General features: G+C 64.2%; 18 protein-coding genes. 5 read left to right on the top strand and 13 right to left on the bottom strand.

What is annotated here, in order from left to right; genetic code table 11:
* Positions 1-38 precede the first annotated feature (38 nt).
* From XM50_RS07775 to XM50_RS07760, 4 genes are read left to right on the top strand one after another with little or no spacing between them, the layout of a single operon-like run.
* A complete protein-coding gene (locus XM50_RS07775) occupies positions 39-281 on the top strand; it encodes an AbrB/MazE/SpoVT family DNA-binding domain-containing protein (RefSeq protein WP_046408726.1) in 243 nt (80 codons plus the stop codon).
* Entirely contained in the window at positions 278-667 is a 390-nt protein-coding gene (locus XM50_RS07770; protein ID WP_046408725.1) for a type II toxin-antitoxin system VapC family toxin, read from the top strand. Before XM50_RS07775 ends, XM50_RS07770 begins: the two co-directional genes overlap by 4 nt.
* Before the next feature lie 45 nt (positions 668-712).
* A complete protein-coding gene (locus tag XM50_RS07765) occupies positions 713-1,597 on the top strand; it encodes a Shedu immune nuclease family protein (RefSeq protein WP_046408723.1) in 885 nt (294 codons plus the stop codon).
* Positions 1,594-2,460: a restriction endonuclease gene (locus XM50_RS07760; RefSeq protein ID WP_046408722.1), complete on the top strand. Its 867-nt coding sequence runs from the start codon at positions 1,594-1,596 to the stop codon at positions 2,458-2,460. The genes XM50_RS07765 and XM50_RS07760 overlap by 4 nt, the downstream gene beginning before the upstream one ends.
* Before the next feature lie 26 nt (positions 2,461-2,486).
* On the opposite strand, the gene XM50_RS07755 is transcribed toward XM50_RS07760, so the two are convergent.
* Positions 2,487-2,750: a hypothetical protein gene (locus XM50_RS07755; protein ID WP_231621897.1), complete on the bottom strand. Its 264-nt coding sequence runs from the start codon at positions 2,748-2,750 to the stop codon at positions 2,487-2,489.
* 128 nt (positions 2,751-2,878) lie between these two features.
* On the opposite strand from XM50_RS07755, the gene XM50_RS07750 reads away from it, so the two are divergent.
* Entirely contained in the window at positions 2,879-3,061 is a 183-nt protein-coding gene (locus tag XM50_RS07750; protein ID WP_046408719.1) for a hypothetical protein, read from the top strand.
* Between the two features lie 8 nt (positions 3,062-3,069).
* On the opposite strand, the gene XM50_RS07745 is transcribed toward XM50_RS07750, so the two are convergent.
* The 12 genes from XM50_RS07745 to XM50_RS07690 form a co-directional block, all read right to left on the bottom strand.
* Entirely contained in the window at positions 3,070-5,901 is a 2,832-nt protein-coding gene (locus XM50_RS07745; RefSeq protein WP_046408718.1) for a conjugal transfer protein TraG N-terminal domain-containing protein, read from the bottom strand.
* Positions 5,902-5,924: 23 nt separating this feature from the next.
* Positions 5,925-7,325: a conjugal transfer protein TraH gene (locus XM50_RS07740; RefSeq protein ID WP_046408795.1), complete on the bottom strand. Its 1,401-nt coding sequence runs from the start codon at positions 7,323-7,325 to the stop codon at positions 5,925-5,927.
* A gap of 65 nt (positions 7,326-7,390) precedes the next feature.
* Positions 7,391-8,215, bottom strand: a complete 825-nt coding sequence (locus XM50_RS07735) for a conjugal transfer protein TraF (RefSeq protein WP_046408794.1) — start codon at positions 8,213-8,215, stop codon at positions 7,391-7,393.
* Between the two features lie 231 nt (positions 8,216-8,446).
* Entirely contained in the window at positions 8,447-8,842 is a 396-nt protein-coding gene (locus tag XM50_RS07730; protein WP_231621902.1) for a hypothetical protein, read from the bottom strand.
* Between the two features lie 24 nt (positions 8,843-8,866).
* On the bottom strand, positions 8,867-10,678 hold the full coding sequence (locus XM50_RS07725) for a conjugal transfer protein TraN (RefSeq protein ID WP_046408717.1): 1,812 nt from the start codon (positions 10,676-10,678) through the stop codon (positions 8,867-8,869).
* 26 nt (positions 10,679-10,704) lie between these two features.
* Positions 10,705-11,451 carry a type-F conjugative transfer system pilin assembly protein TrbC gene (gene trbC, locus XM50_RS07720; RefSeq protein ID WP_046408716.1) on the bottom strand — a complete coding sequence of 249 codons (747 nt, stop codon included), beginning with the start codon at positions 11,449-11,451 and terminating at the stop codon, positions 10,705-10,707.
* Positions 11,452-11,461: 10 nt separating this feature from the next.
* Complete coding sequence (gene traU, locus XM50_RS07715; RefSeq protein WP_170172173.1) at positions 11,462-12,478, bottom strand: conjugal transfer pilus assembly protein TraU; 1,017 nt, start codon at positions 12,476-12,478, stop codon at positions 11,462-11,464.
* Complete coding sequence (locus XM50_RS07710) at positions 12,478-12,747, bottom strand: hypothetical protein (RefSeq protein WP_046408713.1); 270 nt, start codon at positions 12,745-12,747, stop codon at positions 12,478-12,480. The genes traU and XM50_RS07710 overlap by 1 nt, the downstream gene beginning before the upstream one ends.
* A complete protein-coding gene (gene traW, locus XM50_RS07705) occupies positions 12,747-13,403 on the bottom strand; it encodes a type-F conjugative transfer system protein TraW (RefSeq protein WP_082102862.1) in 657 nt (218 codons plus the stop codon). Before traW ends, XM50_RS07710 begins: the two co-directional genes overlap by 1 nt.
* Complete coding sequence (locus tag XM50_RS07700; RefSeq protein ID WP_046408712.1) at positions 13,400-13,936, bottom strand: S26 family signal peptidase; 537 nt, start codon at positions 13,934-13,936, stop codon at positions 13,400-13,402. Before XM50_RS07700 ends, traW begins: the two co-directional genes overlap by 4 nt.
* Positions 13,917-14,576 (bottom strand): type-F conjugative transfer system protein TrbI, encoded by a 660-nt coding sequence (locus tag XM50_RS07695; protein ID WP_046408710.1) that lies wholly within the window; start codon positions 14,574-14,576, stop codon positions 13,917-13,919. The genes XM50_RS07700 and XM50_RS07695 overlap by 20 nt, the downstream gene beginning before the upstream one ends.
* The gene (locus tag XM50_RS07690) at positions 14,569-14,925 is read right to left on the bottom strand and encodes a hypothetical protein (RefSeq protein WP_046408709.1); all 357 of its coding nucleotides are present in this window, start codon (positions 14,923-14,925) and stop codon (positions 14,569-14,571) included. The genes XM50_RS07695 and XM50_RS07690 overlap by 8 nt, the downstream gene beginning before the upstream one ends.
* Position 14,926: the final 1 nt, after the last annotated feature.

Raw genomic sequence — 14,926 nt, 5'->3', positions numbered from 1 at the left:
GTGATCCCTCGCTTGCCACAGCGGAGACGATGCGACTCATGACCGTCCAAGTGAACATAACGCCCAACGGACGCATGAGCTTGCCGGCAAGCATCCGCAAGCGGCTCGGTCTCGAAGGCGGCGGCGCGGTCTTGCTCGAGGAAACCGAGGATGGCGTGGTGCTGAGGACGGTTCAGCAGGCGGTCGCGCGCGCGCAGGCGATCGCGAAGAAATATGCTGACCATCCCGACGCGTCCGTGGGCGCCTTCCTTACCACCCGTCGGGCGGAAAGTGGCGAGTGACGGAGGCGGTTCTCGATGCGTCCGCGATACTCGCGCTGCTGAAGGGAGAGCGCGGAGGAAGTAAGGTTGCCAATGTGGTGGGCGACGCGGCGGTGGGGGTCTTCAACGAGGCTGAGGTGGTGAGCCATTTCGTTCACCTTGGCGCGCCGATCGAAGAGATCAGGGCGATGCTCGGCGCGCTGCCCTATACCGTCCTACCCGCAGACGAAGCGCTGGGCTGGGAGGCGGGCGCGTTGCGCGCTGTCACCAGCGCGGCGGGTCTTTCGCTCGGTGACCGCTTCTGCCTCGCGTTGGCGAAGCGGCTTGGCGTGCCGGCCTATACTGCGGACCGCGCCTGGAAGGATGTGGCCGCAGACGTTGGTGCGAAAGTGGTGGCGATCCGCTGAGGGCGCCTTTTCCGACAAACCAGCATAAAGAGAAAAAGACCACCCATGCGACAACCGCCGGACGAAGCGCTCGCCTCCGCCTTCGAGCAATTGCTCGCCGACGATGGCAAGAACGAAAACGACATTCAGACTTTCCTCGAGCAGCATACCGAACTGCTCGACACGAGTTCCTGGCTGCTAAACCACCGCCTCCATATGAACTGCGTGATTGCGAAGTTCCCGATCGCGGGGCGCACCGCTGACTTCGCCTATCTCACCAAATCGTCCGATCGCTGGATCCTGGTGCTGATCGAGATCGAGCGCCCAAACAAGCCGCTGTTCACCACCAGCAGCAAGCACGTCGGCGGCTCCTCGGCGTTCAATGAAGCGCTTGCTCAGACAGCGGTCTGGCGCGACTATTGGGAGCAGCACCAGTCCGAGGTGCGCGAGCGTCTTCTGCCGCTGCTCGTTCCTTCGCCTATGGCGCGCAATCGCATCGAGCTGCGCCGGGTGCTGATCATCGGCCGCTCGACCGGCAAGGATTTCAACCAGGCGCAGCGCGACCGGATCGCGAGCATCGAGGACGACCAGAAGATCAAGATCCTGACCTATGACTCGCTCCTGCGAAGCTACCGGTCCGGATGGGGTGAGAAGAAGTGCGTGCTGTCGCCGCGCTCGACCGGCTATGCCATCAAGCACCTCGACGGCTTGCCCAAGCTGCTCTTCGCCTATGTCCTGCCCGAGCACCTCTCGGTGCCGGCATCGGTCGAGACAAGGCTGAAGGCGGAAGGCTACCAGATGTCTGCGTGGCGCAACAATCAGCTGCTGCGCTTCAACGAGAAATGGGCATCCGAGCCGACCGACGAGGAAGCCGGCGACGTACACCCGGCGGTGCTCAGCGTTATCCGCGCGGCTGACCGCGCCCGCCCCTCGAAGGCGAAGCGGCGGTGAGCAGTCTGCGCTCGATCGAGCTGGGCCTGATCGACGAGGTCTTCCGCGGCGGTGAGAAGGGCTACGTGCTCGACTTTTCGAACCGGACCTTCGCCGAGTTCTTCGTCCGCGAGCTCGAGATCGACATCGACGCGCCACAATATGCCGTCGACGGGACGTCGAAGGCGAAGCGGTTGCGCTGCTTTCTGGCGCAGGTGGACGACGGCACCGCGGCCCGGACGCTGCGCGTTCTTTGGGAGCAGCGTGAGGCGCTCCGGGGAAGCGGCGCGCCGGATCCGATGCCCCGGGCGGCCGCTCAGATTGCCGGGTTGATCGCCAAACTGGAAGGCTCCGCGACCCCGGCACCGGCGAACGTCGTTCCCGCGCCGATGCTCGATGCGATCGATTTCGCCCGGATGCGAGATCGGCTGATCGCGATCCGCGACCTCGAGCCGCATCGCCGAGGCTATGATTTCGAGCGCTTCCTGACCGACCTGTTTGACGCCTTCCGGCTGAAGGCCCGAGAGCCGTTCCGGCTCGATGGCGAGCAGATCGACGGCAGCTTCGAGCTTGCGGACGAAACCTACCTGGTCGAGGCCAAGTGGCTCAATCGCAAGATCGGCGTCGCTGAGCTTCACACCTTCCACGGCAAGGTCGAGCAAAAAGCTTCGTGGGCCCGCGGCGTCTTCATCAGCTTCGGCGGCTTCACCGACGAGGGGCTGCGCGCGTTCGGCCGCGGCAAGCGCGTGATCGGCGTCGAGGGCAAGGACCTTTATGATGCACTGGATCGCGGCATCGGGATCGACCGGCTGCTCGCGCTCAAGGTCCGCCGCGCGGCCGAGACCGGCGAGGTGTTCGTGCCGATTAGCGATCTTTCCCCGTGAAAACCTGTTGGGGGCGAGAGCCTGTTTCAGCCGGACACGTACAGCACGACCGCTAACGACATGCAGAAGATCGACAGCCAGATTGCTATCTGACCGATGATGTGAAGCACGAAGCCGAGCCAGCTATAACGCCGCCGGAGGGCAAGGCCGCTTGCGACCGCTGCGAAGAACGCGATCACAACCGGCACTGAAATTGAAGGCGATCGCCTGAGGCTCGCCTCCACGACCGGCATCAAGCCTACGGCCATCACAAGCACCCACGAAAAGCCGAACACAGCCCAGTTGGCCATATCTAGCTCAGGGACAGCACACTGCCTTTCTTCTGGCCCGGTCTCGATTCTTGTCATTAAGCCGTGTCCTCAATCCTTGTGGCGAAACCTCGAACCTTGTATGTTTAAGACGTTTGGAGGTTCGTCACATGCTGGACACGCACACGCTGCTGGTCACAGAGGACCGCCCGTCGGGGCCGCTGCTGCTGATCGAGGACGTCCCGGTCACCGACAACAGCGATGCGCCTCTCTCGTTCGGCACGGTCATCGGCCAGATTCTTGGCGTCGCTGTCGTGATCGGGCTCGGCGTATACATGACATTGGCCATCTGACACGGCGATCACTCCCGCAGCTTCGGATCAGTAAAGAAGCCGCGATTGTGATCGCGATTCACTTCTAGCTGAACTTCAACAGAGCCTTGCACGTTGTTCGCGCGTGCATTCTGCGCCGCTGTGCGGTCTTCATTTAGGCGCGCGGCACCTTCCTCGATGACCGCTTGGGCCGCACGAGGATCGCCTCCGGTCGGGCCAGAGGGAATGTCCGATACGCCATGCGGACGGTAAGAGCCGACAACATCCGCTGCGCTGTCGACGCCTAGCCTATTAACCTGAACGAGATCGGGCTCCTGCAACTTGCCAGCAATCTCCTCGCGGATGTCATCCTGCTTCTCGCGCATCCAGCGCGTCACCATCTCCTGGCGGACGGCACGCTGATGGTCGCTGAGATCGGTCGCCCAAAGCTCGGGAGCGTCAAGGCCTGGGTTGGAGGCCTGCTGCGCGCGATACCATTGCGCGAGATCCTGGCTCATGTTCTCGCTTAGCTGCATGCCATGTGTTTCGGCGTAGCTGGCGTCGCGCGACAGCTGTTGCGACAGCTCCTCCAGCTTGCGCGCGGTCTCCGTATACGATTTCGCACGCGCCAGGGCCTGCTCGTGGGTCAAGGACGAGCTAGACGACGTCGAAGCCCGGCTGAACACTCCCGAGCGATCATAAGTGCCATCAGAGGATGTCGCCCCCGTCCCATTGGAGTGCTCGTCGCGAACCCCACTACTCGCCGTGCTTGAACTATCCGATGAGCGCGTGTCCTCCGTCCCATGACGGAGCGTATCCTGCTGGCTGCCCGTTTTGCTTACAGTTGCGCCAGCGCCGGGGAGCGCTCTAAGAACTCGGCCGAGAGCGCTGCCCCGACCACCGACGCCGCCACCTCCGCCGCCACCGCGGTTGCCGCCAACTCCCGCATCGAGACGCCCGCCAATCTGATCAACCGTGCCGGCGCTACGATCGTGGCCGTCAGACACTCGCTGGCTCTGGCCCGTCGACGACCGATCCTCCAGACCCTGCGAGCTGCTGCCTGTCGTGCGATCGAACTGCTCAATCGATGTGTTGGCAGCGCGGCCGCTGCTCGAATCCCATCCCGACGACCGCTCGCTGGACGTGCCGTAGGCACTCCGGTCGGTCTTGGTCCAGCTGAGCACTTCCTGCGCGGCGTTGTCGTAGGCCTGCGATTGGCGGTGTGCCTCGCTCGCCATCTGCCGCCATTCGGCGATGGCGCCGGTGGTAACAGTTGGGGCGAACGAAAGCCGCGAGATGGCGCCGCCTGTATCAAACACCTCTTGGCCGTTGCCGAAGCTGTTGATGAGCGCGCCATTGTCCTGGCGCCACCCCACGCTCGCCGCGCCCCCCATGAAGCTCGGGGCGGTCGACCATTGATCGGCCTGCCGCATGTTCGACGTCGAGTTCGCCCAGCTGACATTCCCATAGGAATAATTGCCCGTCGTCTGCTCCAGCGCGGCCGCCTCCGCGGCGTTCTGCGCCGGGGCGAGCATCGACGTCGCCTGCCCGGCGATCGACATTGCACCACGAGCCAAGCCCGCCGCGAGGAAGGGAATGCTCATCAGCATGAAGCCGGCGATCGTCGCGGTCTCGCCGTTCACCGCACCAATCCCGGCATAGCTCCCCAGCGACATTCCGCCGGCGGCCACGCCGTTCGCCGCGCTCTCCGCCCGGGTCATGCAGATCATGTGAAGGATAACGTAGAGCGGACCCCAAGACGCCAGGTAGAAGAACCCCATCGCGTAGCCCTTCAGCGTTCCCATCCCCGTCTGGGGCAACAGGAACAGGGGAAAGATGACGGGGAACATTGCGAAGAAGACGACAGTGAGCACGATGTTCAGGATCGGAACCCATGCCATCGCCTGCTGCGCGATCGAATTGTAGGTGTTTCGCGCCTGAATGTCGGCTCGCGTCTGTGCGAAGGTGTCGATCGATGCAGCCCCGCTTCCGCCAGCCATCGAGTTGCGCGCCTGCATGAAGGCGTTGATCGCCGTGTTCTGGCGCATGACGCCGGTGAAGTCGTCACCTGAGCCCGTGAAGGCCGAGTTGACGATCGGCAGGTCGTGCTTGAGCTTGGCGGCGGCGACCGCGTTGCTGAGCTTGGGATAGACCTCCTTGGCCCAAGGCTCAGCATTGGCTTCGATCATCCCGGCCCACTGGCCGTTGAGGCTGTCATAAGCCTGCCGGCAGGTGACGATGAAGTTCTGGACCGTCCCATCACCCTGGCGCTCCAGCCATTCCTGCGACCGAGCCTCCGAGCCGGGTCCGATAGCCGCCCATAGGTCGGTCGCCTTCGCCAGATTGGTGAGGGACTTCTGGTAGAGCATCACGTCGCCGAAAAGGCAGTTCTTGAAGTGGCTCTCGAGGTTGGTCGAGAATTCGGCATCTCGAATCACGAAGTTGCGGGTCGCGTCGAACAGCCGAGCCCCATAGACCATTCCGTTGGTGGTGTAGTTGAGCTCCCCGGGCATCACAAAGACGGTCTCGGCGGTACGCGTGAGCCAGTCGCCGATTTGCGTGGTGAAGCTCGCGAGGACGCCCAGCCCCAGAGGGACGTTTGCCACAGTCGCCGGGGCGAGGCTCGGATTGATGCGATCCGTGACCTTCACGTCGATCGTCGGCACCATGAGGCACAGATAGATCCCGGTCGCCTGCAGAAACCAGTTCATCCAGGCGCGGAAGTTGAGAGTGAAGGCGACGACAAGCAGCGAGTAGATCAGGCCCATCACCATCACGACCCGGATGAGCGACTTGTAACCCCCTCCCCCGGCCCACGCTGCCACGGCATTGAAGGTGTTGACGAGATACTCGCCCCCGCCGACGGTGAAGACCTCGAGCACGTCGCAACCCTCCCCTTCCGCGCCTAGAGCAGGCCCTGCGCGTTCAAGCCCCGCGAAAAGTTGAGCGCCGAGGACATGCCCGGCGTCATGCTGTTCTGCAGGGTCGATTCGAGCATGATGCTCCGGTTGATGATCTGCATCGTCACCTGGAGCTTGTTGCTAAGCTTGACGTCGCGCTGCGCGAATTTGGCGCGGGTGGCGGCGATTTGCTGGCGCCACTGCCCGGCCGTCTCCTGGTCTGCGGTCTGATAGAAGACCTTCGCCTGCTCGACGCGGTCGAGCATATTATCGAGCATGGCGTTAAGAAGGTCGACCGCGACGATCTCGGACAGCGTCTGGATCTCGCCGTCGGTCAACGCATAGTGGGCATAGGCCTGCACCGCGAGAATCTTGTAGATCGGCACGGTGGCCATGTTCAGGAGCTGCTTTTCGGCCGCGTCGAGCGCCGTGTCGCTGCGGATCTTCGAGCTCATGCTCTTGATCATCGTCGCGATCCTTGGCCGAAGAGCACTCGCCTCGGGCACGCTCAGCGTCTGGTCGGACACGTCCGTGCAAAGTTCGTTGTTGCACTTGAGGATCTTGACCTGCGGCGCACTGGCGGTGCCGTCCAACAGCGCCGTCACGACCGCCTCTTCGGCAGGACCGTAGATCACGACCTTCGGCCCCTGATCGCTGCCGGTCGGAGGCGTGGTCACGATCGTTCCCACCAAGGTCATCACATATTCGGAGAAGGCCTGGTCGAACGCGCCGAATTTCGAGGACTTTTTCAGCGCCTCCCAGGTGTAGTTGTGCGGGTCGCCGACGATCTGCTCCTTCATGTGAGGATCGGTATTGCCGGCGAGCGTCCCATCTCGTTGACCGCCGTTGTTGCAGCCCTGCCGGGACGCGGCCCAGTCGGAGAACACGCCCTGGCTGTTGCCGACCGCCTCGCAAATCGTCGATCGCGTGGTCTCCATCTGCGGCCAGATTCCCCCGACGAGGGCCTGCGCCGTCTCGCAGCTGGAGATGTTCATCTGGTTGAGGAGCTGAGCCTTTTGGCTGAACTCGTCCATGACCTTGCCGATTTCGGGCGAGACGCTGTCGATAGCCAGCTTGAAAGCAAAGCCCAAGGCGTTGTTCGCGGTCGCCTTCAGCATCGCCACGATCTCGCTGGCATTGATGAAGCTGAACGAGCCCGAGAACAGGTCGATGCCGCCGCATCCCGCGCGCGCGCTGGGGAGCTGAAGGTTGAACGGCGACACGCTCTTCTGCGGAAAGCGGGTCCAGACGTTGCCGAGCGAGTAATAGCCTGCCGACTGTCCCTGGAACGCCGTCGGCCCGGTCACGTTCGCGGCACCGCCGGCATCATTGAAGAAGCCGTTCATCTCGGACGCGACGTCGGCGCGCGCGACGCCGATCAGAGCGAAGTGCGAGGCGGCCGCCATCATCAACGCGGCGCCGGCACGATGTGCCAGCCTCCTGAGCCGACCATTCTGCCGAGGATTAGACATCAGTAATCGCTCCCGACCTTGGTGTTGGTGAGCATGAAGATGCGATCCATGATCTCGTCGGCGCTCAGGATGCCGTAGCCGACGGGGATGGTCCGCTTCGTAGCCGTGTCGAAAAGCACGAGCGCCGGCGTTTCATTGCCCGAAAGCCCCATCCGGGCACGTTGGCCGGAATCCACGACATAGTTGGGGAAGTCCCGGCTCGGGCCACCATCCATCGAGACGGCCATGACCGCCATCCGATGGCTATCCGCGACCGAGCGCAGGATCGGCGCGAACACCTCACAGGCCCCGCAGCTCTGCGCATAGAAGTAGAACAAGCCGTAACGCTGGCTCAGGTTGATGAGGACCTGGTCGCGATCGGCCTTGCGGTTATCGAGCCATGTTCGCTTCGCGACTGTGTTGACGGGCCGCTGCAGCGTGTAGTCGATATCCGGATTCTGCCACAGGGCGCGCTGCCACGTATCCGAGAACGTCGAGGCACGATCCAGTTGCTCGCGCTGGAAGCGCACATAGGCGATGACATTCGCCTCGGAAGGATCAAGGATCGCTCGGGCCTTGAGCTCATCAAGCTGGTGCGTGATCGCGGCCAGGCGCTCCGCCGCGGTCTGCTCGGGCACCTGCGGTTGAGCCTTTGCCGTCTCCGGAGGCCTCGGCTTCGAACAATAGAACCATTGCCCCAGTTTGCGCTCGCCGCAGTAGAAATCATCACCGCCAGCGGCCGCCTCGACGCCATCGGCCGCGCTCCCCGCATCCTGCGCACGCACCGGCACGGCCATCGGCGCCGCGGTCAGCAGGATCATCGCCAGCTTCGCCATCTTCGACATGATCATCGTCCTCCCTGCTGGTCGGCCGCACCATCCTGAGATTGCGCGGGGTGGTGGTTGGATGGGGTGGTCGGCGTGTCCCAGGCCGCGATGTGAAGGCAGCAGTCGATCCCGGCCGTGGAGAGCGCGGCGGCGCTGCAGGCGGAGGTTGGTCGAGCGGGCGCCGGCAGGCCCGGTGCTACAGAGCCGGGCGCCAATGCGCCGGCGAGCAGGGACGCGAGAATGGCAGGATCAAATATGACGAAGCCCATTGTCCAGTTCTCCTTTCGTCAAACGGAGCACGGACATCATCAGGGCGACGTCGATGAGCCTCGTCCCTTGGTCGAGCATCCGGATGATCCCGTTCATCAGCGGCCGCGCCGCGGTCCGGCCCTCTTCGGTGGCCCGCAAGCCGTGGTTTTCCTCCGCGACCCAGCGATTGGCGATCATGTGTTCGATCGGCGCAGCAGCCGACGATGGTTCCACTGCGCACTCGAACCAGTCGCCGATTACCTGACAGATCTCTTCCACCCGAGCCGCTCGCCTCGCGCGGAACACGCACAGAAAGATCGCCAGCTCGAACACCGTCATCTTCCAGTCGCATCCCGGAGAGCCTGCGGTCGGCAGGTCATTCGCCACGGCCGTCATGTCGATCACCGATCCCTCTGGTGTTCATGGAGTGCCTCCATGCAGGTCGTAATAGTTCTGAATCTTCGCCTGGATTTCGGTCATCGTCTGGACCTCGTCCGGCAGCTTTGCCGCGTCGAGAAAGTCAGCGTAGACCTCTGTGAAATCCATCCTGGACAGATCGAGCAGCTGGAACTCGGCGATGGTGAAGCCTTTGCACTGCTCGGACTTCGGGCTGCCCCAAGGCTTGTTGATCTGGACGCGCCCCTGCTCCTGAAGCACGCGGCTGAGCTTGCTCTCGAAGCAACAATAAGCGGTCTTCTTCGTCTTGCAGATGCCGAGGAAGCTGGACGAGCACCAGGTCCCCACCTTGTGGCAGAGTCCCATGCGGTCCTTGATGTCGAGCTTCATCTCGTCCTGAGAACAGGCGAACAAGGCGAGGAAGGGTGTCGCGAGCGCGGCGATCGCCGCCGGCCCTCCCGCGAGCGCCGCACCGCCGGCTGCGAGGGTCAGCGCACCCGAGACCTTGCCCGCGCAGCAGTTGATGAGACCGAACACGGGCTTATGGCACGTATCGCGCGTCCCGGAGAACACGGTCAGGTTGTTCGGATCGAACCCCTTCGATGCGTCATCGATCGCATGAAGCGCGACCAGGGCATCCTTGAACTCGGTCGAGGCCTCGCGCGTGATCGGCTCGCAGTCGCCATTGATGCAATAGACATCACTGCCGCAAATATATTGGGGCGCATCCGAGGTTGGCGCGTCCGGTGTGGGACAGCGGTAGACCTTCTCCTTTACCTTGCATTCGCCTTGCTGCGGGTCGTCGAGGCATTCCTCGCGCAGGAACGTGCACTGGCGATTTCCCTCGAGATCGCCGCAGTCGTTGCCCTGCGAAAGGCGATGACACGAATACTGCCGCTCCCACTGCCAGCAGGCGCGTGTGACGGCGACGCCATTGATCGTGCGGGTCGTCGGCTCCGTATCGACGCAAGTCTCGGAGGCGAGCTCGCATGTCTGGCCGGCCGTCGCACCATTGCAGGCGCCCTCGTCCCTGTGCTCATTGATGACCTGGCCGACCGTTTCGATCGTGTATGGCCGACCCGTGACCGCCGCGCTGTCGCACTCGTAGGTGATGATCTCGCCCTCGCGAATGTCCGGTTCGGTGCAGAATCGCGGATTCCCCTGCAGGCAGACATCGTACATGACGGTCTCGCGCGACCGCTCGCGGCAGACCCCGTCGGCGACGGGGGCGTTGAACGCCGGCACGCAGCGGCGGCTCCGGTTGTCGCCACCCTGCGCGGCAGAGCGCGACCAATTCTCGCAGGTGTAGACATACTTGTTCACGCCGGGGGTGACGTCGACCACGAGCGGCACGCGGCACACAGGCGCCGTCTCGTCGACCTTGGTGCCGGTATTGCATGTCGCCTCGTAGTAGCCTCCCTCTCCCGATCCGGGCGGGAGCGGCTGGCATTGCCCGCTCTCCGAGCCGATATTCTCGCCCTGCAGGTAGGCCTCGGGATCGTTTTCCACCGTCGTCGCGCGGTTGGTGGTCGCGAGGATCTCGGCATTGCTGAAAGTCGGCCGCGTGTGATCCGGGTCGGTGACGGTGCGATAGGAGTCGTTGGTCGTGCGCTGCGCCGTTCCCGCCGCGACCAGCGCGTCCGGGTCGTCGAAATAGGTGCTCTGGGGCTGGGTGGTGCCGGTATAGCCGGGCACCGCCGCAGCCTGAGCGTCAGATGTCGGCACGAGGCTTTCATCCTGCCGCTTGGCGTTGCCGAGAGCCTTGCCCTCTTCGCGCGCCTGCTCGACGGTCATCTGCTGAGCGCCGGCGGAGCTGATGACCAGGCAGACGCTCATAAGCGCGGCAGCAAGAGACCTGAGCTTCACTGGCGCCGGCTCCGCGCGAGGTTTTCGAGCGCGACCGAGGCAATCCGCGCGCCGGGACCGTTGGCCTGGGCGAAGGTGTTGAGGGCATAGTCGACCGTGACGTTGCCCTCCATGCGATCATGGGGTGGTACCCTGGTTTCGCAGGAGAAGCCCGCGCACAGGTCGAAGGTCGAGGAGACGGCGACGTAGGTCGGTACCGCTTGCACGCCGAAGGCGCGGAAGAGGCGAGGATCGATGCCGATGTTCGGCATGTCGTCCTTCTGCACGATCTGCCCGAGCCGACCGGCGAATTCCTTGGCCGAGTTGTTGGGGAAACCGCGGAAGACGACGACGCCCCCTGCCCTCGCGGTGTCGGCGATCAGCTGCTTGAGCGAGGCCGTCGGCATCGACAGGCTGGCGAAGACGATGAACTGTGGCGCGTCGCCGCCGGGAATGTTCGCGTTCGTCGCTGCCCCCTGGACGAGCTCATCGAAGTCGATCTTGCCGTCCGGTCCCTTTGGCAATTCGGTTGCCGCGACGCGCTGCATGTTGTCCATGCCCGACTTGCGCACGACGGTTGCCTGCTCGCGGAACTCATCGCCGCGGTCCTTCACCTGGTCGACGAAAGCCTGTGCCTCCGCAGCAAGGTCCGCGGCACGCTTCTTCACGGCCTGGACGTCGACCCCGTCAACGGTTTGGGCAAGGAGCGCCGAGAGGCCGGCAGTGGTGAGAAGAGCCGTGATGCCCAATGTCAGAAGGCGCATGCTTCCCTCCTCAGAACACGCAGCAGTTGCGTTTGCGCCAAACCAGGTAGCCCATGTCCTCGCCGCCGGCGGGGAAGGCTCGGCCGGCATCCGGCGGCATGGTCGACGCGCCGATCGCCGAGCAGGCAAACCGCCCGCTGACCGTCGGGATCGGGTTCACCATCTGGAAGCGATATTGCTGCTTCCGCATGATCGGCATGAGGTACTTCTTGCAGAGACCCTCGGAGCCCATCGTGCCCCATGCGAGCCCCTCTCGGTGCATCTTGTAGGCGAAACGGGACAGCGCGAGGCGGGACGACTGGACGTGCCCGATCGACGCCGGGATATTGCCGTTGAGGGGATACATGCTGCCCTGGCAGCCCGCGCACCAGAACAGCGCATCGAGGGGCAAGGCCGCAGTCCCGGCGATGCAATCGCCCGCGCAGGCCGCCTGGGCGATCGGGTTGGCGAAGACGATGGCCTCGGGATTGATGATCGCGGTGAGCGAGTCATCTTGCCAGAGCGGGTCGATCTCCGTCATGTACGCAATGTCGAAGGAGGCCTGCTCGAAGCAGAGGAAATCGGTCAGGATCTCCATCCAGTAGAGGAGCGGATAGACGTACCAGTGGACGTGCCACTTGGCCGTGCTCTGCGACCGACCGCCCACCATCGATGGACCCGCGAGGTAGCCCTGGCCGATATCGAAACCGGGCGCGATGCGGGTGCCGCCGAGGTTGGGAAAGCACCATGGCTTCATCGTCACGTCGGCGAGCCGGACGGGCTCCCAGAATCCGACCGAGATGCCGATGCGCGGCAGCGGGTCGGCGCAGGCACAGATCGGAGAGGCGGGATTGTTCGTATCCGGCCGGCTTCCCGGCCAGATTTTTGCTCCTCCGATCGAGAGCGGGAACAAGCATGACCAGCAGACGTCGGTGATGGGGTTCACGAACTTGCCGGTGCAGGTCGGGGCCGCCTCCGCGCGTGGCGTCAACGCCACCATCACGAGCAGCAGGCCAAGGACGCCGACGAAGGCGCGCAGCCACCGCATCATTTCGCCTCCCCGGTCCGCTCGAGGAAGGCGTTGTCGGCGGCGTTCTTCCGGTGGAGATAGAGCCAGGTGTATAGACCGGCTGCGACCAGCAGCGCCAATACCAGGCAAGGTACGGCACGCCCAAGCACAGAGTGGATCGGCTGGAAGAAGCCCACGACCAGTGCCACCGAGAGGCAGAGGCCCTGCCATATAAGGCGCATGCGGCGCAGTGATCGCGTTTCCGGTGCCGCCATCGGCGTGCGCAGGAAGTCGAGCCATAGTGGCATCAGCTCCGCCCTCCCGGTTTCAGGACGGTCTCCGACACCTGCAGCAGCTTGCCCGCCTGTGAGACGACAGCCGGCGTGTGCCGGATGCCGAACTTGCCGGTGAGGCGGCCCTCCTGATCGAAGAAGAACCGGCGCTTGCGCGTCGTCATGGATTCGATCGGCGAGCCGTTGACGAAGATGATCTTCGCGTTGAGTTCGGTGAACCGCTTGGTCGCCCAATCGACCTGCGCGGCGTCATCGCCGTCGACGAACACCAGGCTCTGGCGCATCGACACGAAGTCGAGCGGATTGATCCTCTGGCCTGCGGCGGCGATCACCTGTCCCTTATGGTCCCGGATCTCCCGCTCGAGCGTGATCGTCGGATCATAGTTCCAGGTCCGCGCTTGTTCGGCCGGAGACATCCCCGCGACTGGCACGGGCCGTCGGACCTTCGCTTCCGCTCGCTTGGCGAAGGCAGCGTTCACGCGATCCATCTCACCGGTCGCCTGGGCGCGCTTGAGGCGTGCCTCGATGGTCGAGAGTAGGTCCGCCTCGGCGACAGGAAACGTCTGCCCCATCTGGCCGAAATCACGGGCCTCCCCCCGCTCGGATCCGGTGAGCAGGACCGCCGCCCCGAGGCTGGCGATGCCGGCGAGCGGAGCCAGCCAGCGGATCACAGGATCGCCTCCCCGGTGCCCACGATCTGTCGCTGACAGGCGAAGCCGATCGCAGCGTAGCGGGAATCGAAGCCGTCCTTGTGAGGTGTGCCGACATAATAGCAGCCAGCAGGAATCACGCCGCTCGGGCCGATCGCCAGCGGTTCGCCTGACTTCGTCCTGGGCTTGGTGTAGGCCACGATGCGACCATTCACGGTCACCGCGAGGTGCCAGTGCCGCACTATGTCGCCGGGCATGCCATAGACGATCTTCCCGAACATCTGCGGCTTGGGGCCGAAGTGCGCCCGGACCAGCTCGCTCGCCGGAGGATCGAAGAAAACGTAATCGCCCCGGGCCGGTAGCTTGTTGCGATGGATGAGGAAGGCCCAGTTCGGCAGCGATTCCGTCGTGTTGATCAGCAGCGCATGATCTTCGCGCCAATCGCTGATCGCCCCGAGCACGACGCTGCCGGCAACGAAAGCGGCGAACAGCCCCCATAGCCGCTTGCGCGGTCGCCATACGGTCGCCGGCGCCCTATTGGCCGTTGCCGCCATCTTGGCCTCCGAAGGTCGAGATCGAGGCGCCGGGCGCGGTCGGCGCCGCAGGCATGCCGCCCGGCATCGCCTGCTGCGGCACCATGTTCTGCGGCGCGGCAGCCATGGGATCGATCGTGGCCGCCGGGCCGGCAAATGCTTGCGGGATCGGCGCCGGCGGCAGTTGTTGCTGGAGCTGCTGCAACTCCTGAGCGCTCGCCTGCCTGGGCTGTCGGACGCCGCTTGCGTAGACAGCTTTCCTGAGACTGTCGGTGATGTCGGGCACGTTCTTCGTGAGCACCGCCTCCCCGACGAGGACCACTTGGCCGCTAGCGCTCCGTCGTTGCAGCTCATGGTCGAGCGAGGACATGAACGCGCGCATCTCGGCTTCGACCTGGGCCGGCGGCGATGCCGAGCGCGCCTGCGCGTTCACATACTCGCCGACGATGTTGGACAGACTTGCCTTGACGATGTGCTCCTCTCGCGGTGCGAGCAGTGCCTTGGTGACCCACATCGACCAGACGAGCCCCAGCACAAGGGCAACGCCCAGGAGCAGCTGCGTGCGGGTGAGCCCTGCGAAGCCCCGCTGCGCGCGGGACAATCTCGCGGGCGACGAGTGACTCGCGGGAGGGGGAAGATCGAGTTCGGGCTGATCAGCCATTGTCGTTGCTCCGCTTGGGGTCGCGCGAGGGCAGGATGCTGTGGCGGCGGAAGAAGATGATCGCCGCGGCCAGAGGCATGTGCGCGACGAACAGGACATGCTTGAATGACGCCACGCGCGCCGCGTCCGCCGAGACGTAGCGGCCCGCCAGGTTGTTGAGCTGGTGCATCATTCCGTCGACGGAGAGACCGCCGATCGTGAGGAAGAACAGGACGAACAGCCCCCATGTGATCAGCAGGGTCGAGGCGAGGAACCCCGCAATGTGGAGGTAGAAATAGAGCAGGAAGCCGAGGTCGATCTTGCGCCGCTGCCGGGTGCTGTCGGCGTCGGCAGGAGCCAGGGTCGCCATC

The organism is Sphingomonas sp. Ag1 (assembly GCF_000980895.1).
Lineage (GTDB): Bacteria > Pseudomonadota > Alphaproteobacteria > Sphingomonadales > Sphingomonadaceae > Sphingomonas > Sphingomonas panaciterrae.
Note: the sequence above shows the minus strand (reverse complement) of the source record. Positions and strands in the feature narration are given on the sequence as shown.

Excerpts from the sequence above, each read along its gene's own strand:
- XM50_RS07730 (WP_231621902.1), bottom strand. The coding sequence starts at position 8,842 with ATGACGGCCGTGGCGAATGACCTGCCGACCGCAGGCTCTCCGGGATGC.
- XM50_RS07740 (WP_046408795.1), bottom strand. The coding sequence starts at position 7,325 with ATGGCGGCCGCCTCGCACTTCGCTCTGATCGGCGTCGCGCGCGCCGAC.
- trbC (WP_046408716.1), bottom strand. The coding sequence starts at position 11,451 with ATGCGCCTTCTGACATTGGGCATCACGGCTCTTCTCACCACTGCCGGC.
- traU (WP_170172173.1), bottom strand. The coding sequence starts at position 12,478 with ATGCGGTGGCTGCGCGCCTTCGTCGGCGTCCTTGGCCTGCTGCTCGTG.
- XM50_RS07695 (WP_046408710.1), bottom strand. The coding sequence starts at position 14,576 with ATGGCTGATCAGCCCGAACTCGATCTTCCCCCTCCCGCGAGTCACTCG.
- XM50_RS07710 (WP_046408713.1), bottom strand. The coding sequence starts at position 12,747 with ATGCCACTATGGCTCGACTTCCTGCGCACGCCGATGGCGGCACCGGAA.
- XM50_RS07690 (WP_046408709.1), bottom strand. The coding sequence starts at position 14,925 with ATGGCGACCCTGGCTCCTGCCGACGCCGACAGCACCCGGCAGCGGCGC.
- XM50_RS07700 (WP_046408712.1), bottom strand. The coding sequence starts at position 13,936 with ATGGCGGCAACGGCCAATAGGGCGCCGGCGACCGTATGGCGACCGCGC.
- XM50_RS07755 (WP_231621897.1), bottom strand. The coding sequence starts at position 2,750 with ATGGCCAACTGGGCTGTGTTCGGCTTTTCGTGGGTGCTTGTGATGGCC.
- XM50_RS07750 (WP_046408719.1), top strand. The coding sequence starts at position 2,879 with ATGCTGGACACGCACACGCTGCTGGTCACAGAGGACCGCCCGTCGGGG.
- XM50_RS07775 (WP_046408726.1), top strand. The coding sequence starts at position 39 with ATGACCGTCCAAGTGAACATAACGCCCAACGGACGCATGAGCTTGCCG.
- XM50_RS07765 (WP_046408723.1), top strand. The coding sequence starts at position 713 with ATGCGACAACCGCCGGACGAAGCGCTCGCCTCCGCCTTCGAGCAATTG.
- XM50_RS07725 (WP_046408717.1), bottom strand. The coding sequence starts at position 10,678 with ATGAGCGTCTGCCTGGTCATCAGCTCCGCCGGCGCTCAGCAGATGACC.
- XM50_RS07735 (WP_046408794.1), bottom strand. The coding sequence starts at position 8,215 with ATGTCGAAGATGGCGAAGCTGGCGATGATCCTGCTGACCGCGGCGCCG.